Consider the following 12,828-nt stretch of genomic DNA (forward strand, 5'->3'; position numbering starts at 1 on the left):
TCCAATACCACATGTCTCCTGATTATTGCCTCAGGTGGAACAATCGCCCGAATGGCATAGGTTGCCCTGCATGAACCTGCACCATCTGGAGGCCTTCCTGGCCGTGGCCGAGGAGCTGCACTTCGGCCGAGCGGCCGAGCGCCTGCACATGGCCCAGCCCCCGCTCACCCGCACCATCAAGCAGCTCGAACGCGACCTGGGCGCCCAGCTGTTCGTGCGCACCACGCGTTCGGTGCACCTGACCACGGCGGGGCAGGCGTTGATCGGTCCGGCCAACGACGTGCTGGAGGGCTGCCGGGTGGCGCGCAGCGCGGTCCGGGCGGCCGGGGAGGGCGAGACCGGCCTGGTGCGGCTGGGGTTCGCCGGCCCGTCCTCGCACCTGCTGGTGGGCGACCTGAGCCGACTGGTGCGCCAGCGGCGTCCCGGCATCGAGCTGCGGCTGCGCAGCACCACCTACGCCAACGAGGCGCTGCGCTCGGTGATCGACGGCGAGTTGGACCTGGCACTGGTGCGGTGGAGCGTGCGGCCGCCGGAGATCGCGCAGCGGGTCGTGGCCGAGGAGCACTACGTACTGGTGGTCCCCGAACACCACCCGCTGGCCGAACGGGAGACGGTGAGCATCGCCGAGTGCCGGGACGAGCCGTTCGTGGCGCTGCCCGCGGCCCCCGGGTCGACCGTGCGCGAGACGTTCATCCGCGCCGCCTACGAGGCGGGGTTCTCCCCCGACATCGTCCAGGTCGCCTCGGACTCGTGGACGCTGATGGCACTGGTGGGAGCCGGGGTCGGGCTGAACTTCACACTGGACACCGCGGTCGCCAACGTGCCCCGGGACCGGATCCGCCTGGTGCGGTTGGCGGAGGAGTTCTCCCCCTCCTACGCGCGCCTGGCCTGGCGCCGCGACGCGGTGAGTCCCGCCCTGCGCGAGGTCCTGCTGGCCTCCGAGGAGGCCCTGCCCACCCCGGAGCACCTGGTGGGCGTGGACGTGCCCTGAGTCCGGCCGCCCTCGCGGGGCGGGCCGCGGACACCGCCCGTCAGAGGGCGGCGGTCTTGACCAGGCCGAGCTGGGAGACCGAGACCAGGTGCCTGCCGTCGGCGTCGAAGACCTCGCCGGTGCCCAGGGCGCGGCCGTGGGAGACCGCCTCCACCCGCGCGTCGAACTGGTGCCAGCGGGACAGGTCCGGCTGGTCGTGGAACGCGAGCGCGTGGGTCAGGCTCAGGATCCGGCTGCCGGGTTCGTGGCGGGCCGATCCGAGCACCCGGAAGGCGTCCTCGACGATGCTCATGTCGGTGGTGTAGGCGACCAGCCCGGCGCGGAGCAGGTGGTCGTCCGGCAGGGGCACGGTGGCGCGGATCCACACGCTCTGCCCGCCCCCGGCGGCGGGGTCGACGTGTTCGGCGAGGAAGGGCGGGGTGGCGAACGGGCGGAAGTGGACCGGGCGCTCCTCCCGCCACCAGGCGGGGATCCGCTCGTCGGCACCGAACCGTTCGGACAGGTCCGTGAGGGACTCGGGGTCCCCCGCGGGCCGGGGCCGCAGTGCCCCGTGGGAGGGCAGGTCGGCGCGGGTGAGGGCCCAGCGGGTGGTGGCGCTGAACAGCTCGCGCCCGTCGGCGGCGCGCAGAGTACTCCTGCGGGTGGACAGGGAGGCGGCGTCGGAGACACGGGCCACCTCCCACACCAGGTCGTCGTCGGTGGGCACCCCGCCGACGAAGTCCGCCTGCAGGCTGATGACCCGTTGGGCGCCGAGTGCGGTGCGCCCTGCGACGACCAGTGCCTGGGCGAGCAGCAGTCCGCCGAAGAGCCGGTCGCCCGGGGACCGTTGGACCCCGCCGCGCCAGCGGGACAGCTCGGCGCCGGGGTCGGTGAGCGGGGTCGGCTCCAGGAGTCGCAGCACCTCACCGAGGGTGACGCCGCCCGGTGCCGCGGGGGCGGCGGGGGCATCGGAAACGGGGCGCGGTGTTCTCGGGGAGAAAGGGGTCTTCGGGGTCACAGGCCCATCATGCCCGGAAATTCTTGCCCTGAGTCCATTGCAGAGCGCTGATTGATGCCATCCGGGTATCAGTGGCCGGGTGACAAAGTATTGGAAATATGCGCGGACCTGCGGGCACAGTGATCCAGGACACAGGGGGTTCTCCTGAGTCGATGCCCTGGAGGAAGACATCATGAGAAAGCCCGCCGCCCGTGCTCGGCGGAGCGCCGCGGCAGCCGTCCTCACGGCCGTGCTCGCCGCCACCGGCTGCACGGCCGCCGACGAACTCGACGAGGAGGGTCGCCTCCGCCAGATCGTCTGGACCACGTACGGCACCGGCACCTCGACCTACGCCGACGTCGCCGCGGTGGCCGACGCCATCACCACCCACGAGGGCACCCCGGTCCGGGTCATCACCTCGGACACCGGTATCGGGCGGCTGGCGCCCCTGCGTGAGGGCCCCGCCCACTTCTCCCGCACCGGGGACGAGTACATCTACGCGTTCGAGGGGGAGGAGGACTTCACCAGCGAACTGTGGGGGCCCCAGGACGTCCGCGTGGTCTGGGCGCCGGTCGCCCCGCACGGCCTGCTGGTCCCCGACGACTCCGGCATCGAGACCTACGAGGACCTGCGCGGCTCCGACTTCCCCTACATCACCGCCAACCCGTCGGTGAACAACAAGCTCGGGGCCTTCCTCGCCTACGGCGGGCTGACCTGGGACGACGTCAACCCGGTGGAGGTGGGGTACGGCGAGCAGCCGGGCGCCATGCAGTCCGGGCGGCTCGACGTGCTCTTCCACCAGGTCCACGGCTCCTCCCTGTACGAACTGGAGGCGGCCTTCCCCATCCGCTGGCTCAGCATGGACGACCCCTCCCCCGAGGCGGCCCAGCGCGTCACCGACCTGGCCCCCGCGGTGGAGATCGGTGAGTTCACCGGCGCTCCCGGCCAGGACGAGGGACAGAGCGACCGCGGGATGCTCTACACCCTCCCCGTCGTCACCTACGCCGACACCGACCCCGAGATCGTCTACGACATGGTCCGCAGCCTGGTCGACCAGTTCGAGCACTACGAGGACTCCACCGCGACCCTCCCCTCGTGGTCCGAGGACGCGGTGCTCGCCGCCCCCAAGCAGGTGCCCTTCCACGAGGGGCTCATCCGCTTCCTGGAGGAGGAGGGCGCCTGGCCCGAGGACGCCGCGCGGCTCAACGGCGAGCTCCTGGAACGGGGCGAGACCCTGCGGGAGCTGTGGCCGCGCGCGGTGGAGTCCGACGACCGCGCCGCCACATGGAACGAGCTCAAGGCCGACGTCCCCGTCCCCGACCCCCTCCTCTCCGACGCCTCACAGGACGGCCCCGGATCCGAGGACGAGACCCCCGAGAGCGAGGGCCGATGAAGCAGCCCGCCGGCCCGACCACCGTGCCCGCCGTGCCCGAGAACCCCGCTCCCGGAGCCGAGAGCGCCCCGCCGACGGTTCCCCCGACGCGCTGCGGCCCCGCCTGGCGCGGTGTCGTCGTCGCTCTGACCTGCCTCGGCATCCTCCTCACGCTCAGCCAGGTCTTCTACTGGAACCCGTTCGGCCGCACCCTGCTCATCAACGAGTTCCTCTACCTGGTCCTGGCCTGCTTCCTGCCCGTCGTCTTCATCGTCTTCCCCGTCGGGAAGAGGCACGGGCGCGACCGGGTCCCCGCCTACGACGCCGTCCTCGCGACGACCGTGGTCGCCGTCAACTCCTACTTCGCCCTGCACGGCGAGCGCATCCTCACCGAGGGCTGGGACTACGTCGCCCCTCCCCTGGCCGTGGCCGCCGCCTACGTGCAGTGGGCGCTGGTCCTGGAGGCGCTGCGCCGCACCGCCGGCCTCGTCGTCACCGGCATCGCCGCGGCCTTCTCGCTCTACCCGCTGATCGCGGGCGGCATCCCCTTCGCGCTCCTGGAGGGCATCCAGTACGACTTCGTCGGCCTGGCGCAGATGCACACCATGGGCGCGGAGTCCGTGCTGGGGCTGCCCCTGCAGACCGCCGCGAGCATCCTCGTCGGGTTCCTGCTGTTCGGCGTGGTGCTCCAGCACACGGGCGGTGCCGCGTTCTTCTACGACTTCGCCCAGTCCGTCTTCGGCACGTCCCGCGGCGGCTCGGCGAAGGTGTCCGTGGCCAGTTCCGCGACGCTCGGCATGATGAGCGGCAGCGCGGTGTCCAACGTGCTCACCACCGGCCCCATGACCATCCCCGCGATGAAGCGGGCCGGGTTCACCGGCCGCTACGCCGCCGGGGTGGAGGCCACCGCCTCCTCAGGCGGATCCGTCACCCCGCCGATCATGGGCACCGCCGCCTTCCTCATGGTGTCGTTCCTGGGAGTCCCCTACTCCGAGATCGCCCTGGCCGCGGCCATCCCGGCCCTGCTGTTCTTCCTCGGCATCTACACCCAGGTGGACGCCTACGCGGCCAGGAAGCGCCTGCACGGGCTGCCGCGCGCCGACCTGCCCCGCCTGCTGCCCGTGCTGCTGCGCGGGTGGCCGTTCCTGCTGGCCATCGCCGCGCTGCTGTTCCTGCTGGTGTACCACCACCGCGAGGCGCAGGCGCCGTTCGTCGTCGTGGCCGGGCTGCTGGCCTACGCGATGGTGCGCCGTCGCGACCGGCTGGGCGGGCGCCGGGTCACCGACCTGTTCTTCGGGGCGGGCCGCAGCATCGCCGAGATCATCGGCATCATCGCGGGTGTCGGGCTCATCATCGGCGGACTGTCGATGACCGGGGTGTCGCTGTCCCTGGCCCGGGAGATGGTCCACGCACTGGGCGGTTCGGTGGCGCTGGTCCTCATCGCGGGCGCCGTCACCTCGTTCGTGCTGGGCATGGGCATGACCGTCTCCGCGGTGTACGTGCTGCTCGCCATCGTCCTGGCCCCCGCCCTGGTGGGCATGGGCATCGACCCGATCGCCGCGCACCTGTTCGTCATCTACTGGGCGACGGTCTCCTACATCACCCCGCCGGTGGGCCTGGCCGCGTTCGCCGCCGCCGGGATCGCCGGGACCAGACCCATCCCGACCAGCCTGACCGCGATGCGGCTGGGCGCGGTCAAGTACGTCGTCCCGTTCTGTTTCGTCCTCGACCCCGCACTGGTGGGGCGGGCCGAGCCCGGCGACATCGTGCTCTCGGTGCTGTTCGCGACCATCGGTGTGGTGGTCATGGGCTCCGCCTTCGAGGGCTACCTGATCGGTGTGGAGCGGACCATGGGGCCGGTCGTGCGAGGGGTGGCGCTGGTCGCGGGCCTCGCGCTCCTGGTCCCGGGCACGGCCACCGGCCTGGCCGGGCTCGTGGTGGCCGCCGCGGTGGCCCTGGTGGTCCGGTTCCGCGGATCGCCGCCCGCACCCGGGGCCGAGACGGCGCTGGAGCCTTCCGGGGCCGAGGAGCCGCGGTAGGGATCCGCGGCGGGGAGGGGCCCGCAGGCCGGGCCCCTCCCCGGGTTCGGGCACGGGTCAGACCGACGCGTCCCCGGCGGCGTCGCGGGCGACGAGCTGCGCGGCGATCACGTTGCGCTGGATCTCGTTGGTGCCCTCGCCCAGGATCATCAGCGGGGCGTCCCGAAAGTACCGCTCCACCTCGTACTCACGCGAGTACCCGTAGCCGCCGTGCACCCGCATGGCGTCCAGGGCCACCTCCATGGCGGCCTCGGAGGCGAACAGCTTCGCCATCCCCGCCTCCATGTCGGCGCGCACCCCCTCGTCCAGCCGCTCCGCCGCGTCCACCGTCATCAGGCGGGCGGCCCGCACCTTCGTGGCCATGTCCGCGAGCAGGTTGCCCACCGACTGGTGCTTCCAGATGGGCTTGCCGAACGACTCGCGGTCCCGGGCGTAGGAGACGGCGTCGGCCAGCGCGGCCTGGGCCACCCCCACCGCGCGGGCGGCCACCTGGATCCGGCCGACCTCCAGGCCGCGCATCATCTGGGCCCAGCCCCGGTTCGGTTCCCCGCCCAGCACGGAGTCGGCGGGCACGCGCATGTCGTCGAAGGTCAGCTCGCACGCTTCCACGCCGCGGTAGCCGAGCTTGGGGATCTTGCCGGAGACGGTGAGCCCCTCCCCCGGCTCGACCAGCAGCACGCTCATCCCCCGGTGCGCGGGGTCCGCGGCGGGGTCGGTGACGCACAGCAGCCCGATCAGACCCGCGTGGTGGGCGTTGGAGATCCACGTCTTGGCGCCGTTGACCACCAGGTCACCGCCGTCGGCGAGCGCCTGGGTGCGCATGCCCTGCAGATCGCTGCCGCCGGAGGGTTCGGTCAGCGCCATGGTGGCCCGCAGGGAGCCGTCGGCCATGCGGGGCAGGTGCTCCCGCTTCTGCGCGGGGGTGCCGAACTCCCGGATCAGGTAGCTGATCACCGAATGGCCGCCCATGGCTCCGGCCAGGCTCATCCAGCCGCGGGCGAGCTCCTCGGTGACGCGGGCGAAACAGGCGGCGCTCGCGTCCACGCCGCCGTACTCCTCGGGGACCAGGAGCCCGAACACGCCGAGCCTCTTCATCTCCTCGACGAACTCCTCCGGGTAGGTGTCGCTCGCCTCGAAGTCGCGGACCCGGCCGCGCACGCGTTCGTCGACGAAGGTGGCGACCAGGTCCACCATGTCCTTCTCGTCCGCCGGGAGTCGGCTCATGTTCGTTTCCTCGCTCACGGGGTGGGGGCCTCACGGGACCAGGGACTCCAGGAGCCGGGCCTCCTCGGCGCTGAGGTGACGCGCGAAACGCTCCGCCAGGCTCCGCCGGATCCAGGAGCCGGCCGCAGCCGCGTCACCGTACTCGATCAGGTCGACCAGCATCCTGTCCCGGCGCAGCGAGTCGAGGGCCGCGTCCGGCTCCCCCGCGGTGCCCGCCCCCCTGGCCGGATCCGGAGCGGTGCCGGACCGCGTGTCCTCCTCCAGGAGGTCGGCCGCGATCAGCTGGACGATCGACTCGCTGATCGCCCGGCCCGTCGCGATGAGCAGCTGGTTGCCCGTGATGGTCCAGATGCGCTGGTGCAGGGCCGCGTCGGCGCGCGCGAAGCTCTCACCACCGCTCCCGGCCTCCTGCTCCATCGCCGCCAGGCACTCCCGGAGCGCGGCGACGTCGTCCGCCGTGGCGCGCTGGGCGGCGATCGCGCAGGCCGTCCCCTCGAGCCCCATCCGCAGCTGGAGCAGGTCCCCGATGCCACTGCCGCCCAGACGCACCATCTGCGTGAGGTCGCGCTCCAGCAGTTTCGGGGTCGGCCGCAGGAGCCGCGGACCGGAGCGGCCCCCGGGCCGGAGTTCGAGGAGACCGCGCGACTCCAGGACCCGCAGGGCCTCGCGGACGGTGGACCGGCTCACGTCGAACTGCTCCATGAGCATGCGCTCACTCGGCAGGTGGTCTCCCGGGGCCAGACGGCCGCTGAGGAGCGCGTTCTCCACCTGGTCGACGATACGCTCGAAGGTTCTGACGCCGACGGCGGGGCTGAACCGGATGCTCGACGCCATATCTCCTCCATCGTCGGTGCGGCGGCACCGTACTCGTACGGGATCCATCATGTGCCAGGCAGAGCAAAAGGTACAACTGGTCGGACCAGTCTTGCGCCCGAAGTTCCACGCCTGTTAGATGGACCCTCACACTACGGTGTCGAGCGGACGTCGACCTGAGCAGAGGGGCCATGCCGGAACAGCAGAACACCCCACCGCCCCCGGTGCCCCCGGTATCCCGGCGCAGCCTCCTGTTCGCCGGGATGGGCCTGCCGCTCCTGCTGACCTCCTGCCGGGCCGGGCACACCGCGATCGCCGACCCCGCCGAGAGCACCGCGGGCTCGGTGACCCTCGCGCTGGCCGGAGGGCCGGCCAGCCTCGACTTCACGCGCACCGACGGGGTCGCCATTCCCCTGGTGCTGATGGGCAACGTCTACGAGGGCCTGGTCCGGATCAACGAGTCCGGCGGCCTGGACCCGCTGCTCGCCGAGGACTGGACCGTCTCCGACGACCGGCGCACCTACACCTTCACGCTCCGGCAGGGGGTCGCCTTCTCCAACGGGGCGCCGTTCGACGCCGAGAGCGCCGTGTTCAGCATCGAACGCGTCCGGTCCGACGCCTGGACCAACGGGCTCTCCGCCGGCATGGACGTGGTCGCGTCGGTGACGGCCGAGGACACCCATGTCCTGCGGGTCGAGCTCTCCGAACCCAGCAACCGGTGGCTGTGGTCCATGGGCACCCTGATCGGCGCGATGATGACCGAGGACGGGGTCGACGAACTCGCGACCGCCCCGGTCGGGACCGGGCCCTTCACCGTGGACCGCTGGGCCCGGGGGCAGTCCCTGAGGTTCGCGGCCAACAAGGACTACTGGGGCGAGCCGGCCGCGTCCGACTCCGTGACCGTCCAGTACTACGCCGACGCGACCGCGAGCACCAACGCCCTGCAGGCCGGAGACGTCGACGCCGTGTACGACATGCAGTCCCCCGAACTGGCCACCGTCCTGGAGCGGGACGACGACCTCGTCATCGAGACGGGCGCCACCAGCGGCACGGTCCTGCTGTCGATGAACAACCGGGTCGCGCCCTTCGACGACCTGCGCGTCCGGCAGGCGGTGATGTACGCCGTGGACCGCCAGGCGGTCATCGACACCGCTTGGGGCGGCTTCGGCGACGACTCCGGCGGGGCGCCCGCGCCGCCGACCGACCCCTGGTACGTCGAGTCGTCCCGGTACCCCCACGATCCGCAGGCGGCCAGGGAGCTCCTGCGCGAGGCCGGCCAGGAGGACCTGCACATCACGTTCAAGGTCCCCACCCGCCCCTACGCCCAGCAGATCAGCGAGATCGTGGCCTCCCAGCTGCGCGACGTCGGCATCGTCGCCGCCATCGAGTCCGTCGAGTTCCCGGCCCTGTGGCTCGACGAGGTCTTCACGCGCCACGACTACCAGATGAGCGTCATCGTCCACGCCGAGGCGCGCGACATCCCCGTGCTCTACGGCAACCCCGACTACTACCTCGGCTACGACGACGAACGCACGCGCGAGCTGCTGGCCCGGGCCGACCGCGAATCCCCGCAGACCCAGACCGAGCTGATGCGCGCCGCCGTCGACCGCATCGTCGACCAGGCCGCCTCCGACACCCTGTTCGTCTTCCCGAACATCGTCGTACGCCGCCGCGGCCTCCAGGGCCTGCCGTCCCGGCGGCCCACCGACGAACTCCTCCTCTCCGCGGTCACGAACCGGGGGGACCCGTCCCAGGAGGACCAGGCGCAGGAGGACGGATCGTGATCAGAGCAGTCGGCGGCAGGGTCCTGCGATTCGTCCTGACCCTCTTCGCCACCTCGGTGCTGGTGTTCGCCTTCATGCGGATCCTTCCGGGTGACCCCGCGGAGGTGGTGCTCGGGACCGGTGCGACGGAGGAGGCGCTGGAGCGGACCCGGGCCGAGTTCGGTCTGGACCGTCCGCTGGCCGAGCAGTACTGGGACTGGGTCTCGGGGATCCCGGTGGGCGACTTCGGCGTCTCCTTCATCACCGGCGAGGACATCAGTCCCGTCGTCCTGGACCGGTTGGCGGTCAGCCTGATCCTCGTGGTCAGCGCCATGGCCCTGGCCCTGCTCGTGGCCGTGCCCCTGGGCACCTGGGCCGCCGTGCGGCACCGTCGCGCCGACGGCATCGCCATCAGCGCGGCCACGCAGTTCGGCATCGCCGTACCGAACTTCCTCGCCGGCATGCTGCTCGTCGCGGTGTTCGCCCTGGGACTGGGGTGGCTCCCGGCCAACAGCTGGATGCCACCGGCCTACGACCCCGTGCAGTTCGTCCTGCACCTGATCCTGCCGGTGGTGGCCCTGGCCGCCGTGCAGGCGGCCGTCATGACCCGCTACGTCCGCACCGCCATGCTGGACGTGATGGGCGAGGACTGGATGCGCACGGCCCGGGCCAAGGGGCTCTCCACGTTCCAGGCGCTGCGGCGCCACGGTCTGCGCAACGCCGCGCTCCCGGTCCTCACCGTCAGCGGTATCCAGCTGACGACGCTGGTCATCGGGGCCGTCGTCATCGAACAGGTCTTCGTGATCCCCGGGATCGGCTCCGAGCTGCTCACCGCCGTGGCCGGCCGCGACCTGCTGACCGTGCAGTCCGTCGTCATGCTCCTGGCACTGATCACCCTGACCGTGAACTTCACGGTGGACCTGCTGTACCTGGTCCTCGATCCGCGCACCGCCGTCCAGAGGTGAGGAAACCATGAGCGGAACGAACGCCGCGGCCGCCGGGGGCCCCGCGGGACCGGACCGGCCGCCCGCCCGGGGGGTCGGGCTGCTGCGCATGCTCCCGGTGACCGGGAAGATCGGCCTGGTCGTCGTGGCCGGCATCGTCGTGGTCGCGCTCGTCTCCCTGGTCTGGACGCCGTACGACCCGCTCCAGGCGGTACCGGAGGACCGGCTCAGCGGGTCGACGCTCCAGCACCCGCTCGGCACCGACCGCTACGGGCGCGACGTCCTCTCGATCCTCATGGCGGGGGCGCAGATCACCCTGCTCGTGGGCTGCGTGGCCGTCGCGATCGCCGCGGTCGTCGGCACCCCGCTGGGCATCCTGGCGGGAATGCGGCGCGGCTGGGCCGAGGAGCTCATCACGCGCGGCGCCGACATGATGCTGGCCTTCCCCGCGCTGCTCCTGGCGATCATGGCCGGCGCGGTCATGGGGGCGAGCACGTGGTCCGCCATGATCGCCATCGGCCTCGCCGCGGGCCCCGGCTTCGCGCGCGTCGCCCGGGCCGGCACCCTGCGGGTGATGTCGTCGGACTTCATCCTGGCCGCCCGCGGGGCCTCACAGCCCGAGACGCGCATCGCCCGCAGGCACGTCCTGCCCAACATCTTCGACCTCGTGGTCATCCAGGCGTCGGTCACCTTCGCCCTGGCGATCCTCGCCGAGGCGGCGCTGAGCTTCCTCGGCCTGGGCACGCCGCCGCCCGAACCCTCCTGGGGGCGGATGCTCCAGGGCGGACAGGACTACCTGGCGGTCGCGCCCCACCTGACCGTCTGGCCCGGGCTGGCGATCGCGCTGGCGGTCCTGGGATTCAACCTGCTGGGCGACGGACTCCGCGACGTCCTCGACCCCAAGACGAGAGGACGCCGATGACCGCCACGCAAGCGCGCTCCGCCGGGGCTTCCCGCGACGACGCCCTGGTCACGGTCACCGGGCTGCGGGTCGACGCCGGCCCCGACCGGCTCGTCCACCCGCTGGACCTGACCATCCGCGCCGGTGAGCGGGTAGGGCTCATCGGGGAGTCCGGGTCCGGGAAGACGCTGACCGCGCTGTCACTCATCGGGCTCCTTCCCGACGAGCTGCGCCACGGCGGCACCGTGGCGCTGCGCGACTCCTCCGACGACCTGCTCAACGCGCCCGAACGCGAACTGTGCGGGCTCCGCGGGCGGCGGATCTCGATGGTGTTCCAGGAGCCCATGACGGCCCTGAACCCGCTGATGCAGGTGGGGAAACAGGTCAGCGAGGTCCTGACACAGCACAGGACGCTGCCGAACCGCCGCGAGGTGCGCGAGCGCGTCCTCGGGCTCCTCGAGTCGGTGCGCCTCCCCGACCCCGAGCGCCTCCTCCGGGCCTACCCCCACCAGCTTTCCGGAGGCCAGCGCCAGCGCATCATGCTGGCGATGGCCTTCGCGAACGACCCGGACCTGCTCATCTGCGACGAGCCGACCACCGCCCTGGACGTGACCGTGCAACGCCAGGTCCTCGACCTCCTGGACGAGGCGGTCCGCAGCCGCGGCACCAGCCTGCTGTTCGTCTCGCACGACCTGGCCGTCGTCGCACGGACGTGTGACCGCGTGCTGGTGATGCAGCACGGCCGTGTCGTGGAGTCCGGGTCGGTCACGGACGTGCTGACCGCCCCCCGGCACGACTACACCAAGCAGCTGCTCGCCGCCTCCCGGCTCGAACCGACGGCGGGGGGTGCGCGCCGCGGCGCCGGTTCCCCGCCGGAGACCGGGTCAGGGGCCGGGGCGGGGGCCCCGACCGGTTCCGAGGGCCCGGCGGGCACCGAACGACCGGCGGGCGCTGCCGAGCTCTCGGAGGCCGCCGAACCACTGATCCGGGTCAGCGGCCTCCACCGCACCCACCGGTCGCGGCGGCGCACGGTCCACGCCCTGAAGAACGTCGACCTGCAGGTCCGGGCGGGCGACCGGATCGGCATCGTCGGCGAGTCCGGTTCCGGCAAGACCACCCTGCTGAAGATCCTGGCCGGGCTGGACCGCCCGACCTCCGGTTCGGTGTCGGTCTGCGGGGTCGACGTCGCCAGGGCCTCGAAGCGCTCCATGCGGCGCCTCCGCGAACAGCTGCAGACCGTCTTCCAGGACCCCATGGGGTCGCTCGATCCGCGTATGACGGTGCGGGAGATCGTCGAGGAGCCGCTCATCGGGCACAGCGGCGCGCGCTCGGGCCGGGAACGGCGCGAACTCACCGCGCGGTCACTGGAGTCCGTGGGGATCCCCGCATCGGCCGCGGAGCGCTACCCCCACCAGTTCTCCGGCGGACAGCGGCAGAGGATCTCCATCGCGCGGGCGCTCGTCACCGACCCGGACGTGCTGGTCGCGGACGAGCCGGTGAGCGCCCTCGACGTCAGTGTCCAGGCGCAGGTCCTCGCCCTGCTGAACCGCCTCGTGGACGAACGCGGCCTGACGCTGCTGATGGTCTCGCACGACCTGGCCGTGGTCCGCCACCTCTGCGACCGGATCGTGGTGATGCGCCACGGTGAGGTCGTCGAGGCGGGCCCCGCGGAGCGCGTCTACGGGGCTCCCGAGGACGACTACACACGAGCCCTGCTCGAGGCGACCCCCTCCCTCGACCGCGTCCTCGCCGAGAAGCCGTCACGAGGGGGCACCGGCGACCGTCCACCGCAGCCCTGAGGAGAG

10 protein-coding genes are annotated in these 12,828 nt (G+C 72.2%); 7 read left to right on the forward strand and 3 right to left on the reverse strand.

Features of this window, described 5'->3' with window-relative positions:
• The first annotated feature begins 70 nt into the window (after positions 1 to 70).
• Complete coding sequence (locus D458_RS0126010) at positions 71 to 991, forward strand: LysR family transcriptional regulator (protein WP_017589644.1); 921 nt, start codon at positions 71 to 73, stop codon at positions 989 to 991.
• 40 nt (positions 992 to 1,031) lie between these two features.
• Here the strand turns inward: D458_RS0126010 and D458_RS0126015 are convergent, their stop codons facing one another.
• Complete coding sequence (locus tag D458_RS0126015) at positions 1,032 to 1,892, reverse strand: acyl-CoA thioesterase (protein WP_239648069.1); 861 nt, start codon at positions 1,890 to 1,892, stop codon at positions 1,032 to 1,034.
• 268 nt (positions 1,893 to 2,160) lie between these two features.
• Between D458_RS0126015 and D458_RS0126020 the strand changes: the two genes are divergently transcribed.
• Entirely contained in the window at positions 2,161 to 3,360 is a 1,200-nt protein-coding gene (locus tag D458_RS0126020) for a TAXI family TRAP transporter solute-binding subunit (RefSeq protein WP_017589646.1), read from the forward strand.
• Complete coding sequence (locus D458_RS0126025) at positions 3,357 to 5,378, forward strand: TRAP transporter permease (RefSeq protein WP_017589647.1); 2,022 nt, start codon at positions 3,357 to 3,359, stop codon at positions 5,376 to 5,378. The genes D458_RS0126020 and D458_RS0126025 overlap by 4 nt, the downstream gene beginning before the upstream one ends.
• 57 nt (positions 5,379 to 5,435) lie before the next feature.
• Here D458_RS0126025 and D458_RS0126030 read toward each other — a convergent pair whose 3' ends face one another.
• Together D458_RS0126030 and D458_RS34300 are read right to left on the reverse strand one after the other, a co-directional pair.
• A complete protein-coding gene (locus D458_RS0126030; protein WP_017589648.1) occupies positions 5,436 to 6,602 on the reverse strand; it encodes an acyl-CoA dehydrogenase family protein in 1,167 nt (388 codons plus the stop codon).
• Positions 6,603 to 6,632: 30 nt separating this feature from the next.
• Positions 6,633 to 7,436, reverse strand: a complete 804-nt coding sequence (locus D458_RS34300; protein ID WP_017589649.1) for a FadR/GntR family transcriptional regulator — start codon at positions 7,434 to 7,436, stop codon at positions 6,633 to 6,635.
• Positions 7,437 to 7,606: 170 nt separating this feature from the next.
• Between D458_RS34300 and D458_RS0126040 the strand changes: the two genes are divergently transcribed.
• Genes D458_RS0126040 through D458_RS0126055 form a run of 4 tightly spaced genes read left to right on the forward strand, consistent with a single transcriptional unit; the run spans position 7,607 to position 12,822 of the window.
• The gene (locus D458_RS0126040; RefSeq protein WP_017589650.1) at positions 7,607 to 9,199 is read left to right on the forward strand and encodes an ABC transporter substrate-binding protein; all 1,593 of its coding nucleotides are present in this window, start codon (positions 7,607 to 7,609) and stop codon (positions 9,197 to 9,199) included.
• Complete coding sequence (locus D458_RS0126045; RefSeq protein ID WP_017589651.1) at positions 9,196 to 10,143, forward strand: ABC transporter permease; 948 nt, start codon at positions 9,196 to 9,198, stop codon at positions 10,141 to 10,143. Before D458_RS0126040 ends, D458_RS0126045 begins: the two co-directional genes overlap by 4 nt.
• A 7-nt stretch (positions 10,144 to 10,150) precedes the next feature.
• Complete coding sequence (locus tag D458_RS0126050; RefSeq protein WP_017589652.1) at positions 10,151 to 11,044, forward strand: ABC transporter permease; 894 nt, start codon at positions 10,151 to 10,153, stop codon at positions 11,042 to 11,044.
• Positions 11,041 to 12,822, forward strand: coding sequence for a dipeptide ABC transporter ATP-binding protein (locus tag D458_RS0126055; RefSeq protein ID WP_017589653.1), 1,782 nt, complete (start codon positions 11,041 to 11,043; stop codon positions 12,820 to 12,822). Before D458_RS0126050 ends, D458_RS0126055 begins: the two co-directional genes overlap by 4 nt.
• The last annotated feature ends 6 nt before the right edge of the window (positions 12,823 to 12,828 follow it).

Source organism: Nocardiopsis ganjiahuensis DSM 45031 (assembly GCF_000341085.1).
Lineage (GTDB): Bacteria > Actinomycetota > Actinomycetes > Streptosporangiales > Streptosporangiaceae > Nocardiopsis > Nocardiopsis ganjiahuensis.

What these genes read in the sequence shown, in the direction of transcription:
- D458_RS0126010 (WP_017589644.1), top strand. Translation starts at nt 71, where the DNA reads ATGAACCTGCACCATCTGGAGGCCTTCCTGGCCGTGGCCGAGGAGCTG.
- D458_RS0126020 (WP_017589646.1), top strand. Translation starts at nt 2,161, where the DNA reads ATGAGAAAGCCCGCCGCCCGTGCTCGGCGGAGCGCCGCGGCAGCCGTC.
- D458_RS0126025 (WP_017589647.1), top strand. Translation starts at nt 3,357, where the DNA reads ATGAAGCAGCCCGCCGGCCCGACCACCGTGCCCGCCGTGCCCGAGAAC.
- D458_RS0126030 (WP_017589648.1), bottom strand. Translation starts at nt 6,602, where the DNA reads ATGAGCCGACTCCCGGCGGACGAGAAGGACATGGTGGACCTGGTCGCC.
- D458_RS34300 (WP_017589649.1), bottom strand. Translation starts at nt 7,436, where the DNA reads ATGGCGTCGAGCATCCGGTTCAGCCCCGCCGTCGGCGTCAGAACCTTC.
- D458_RS0126040 (WP_017589650.1), top strand. Translation starts at nt 7,607, where the DNA reads ATGCCGGAACAGCAGAACACCCCACCGCCCCCGGTGCCCCCGGTATCC.
- D458_RS0126050 (WP_017589652.1), top strand. Translation starts at nt 10,151, where the DNA reads ATGAGCGGAACGAACGCCGCGGCCGCCGGGGGCCCCGCGGGACCGGAC.
- D458_RS0126055 (WP_017589653.1), top strand. Translation starts at nt 11,041, where the DNA reads ATGACCGCCACGCAAGCGCGCTCCGCCGGGGCTTCCCGCGACGACGCC.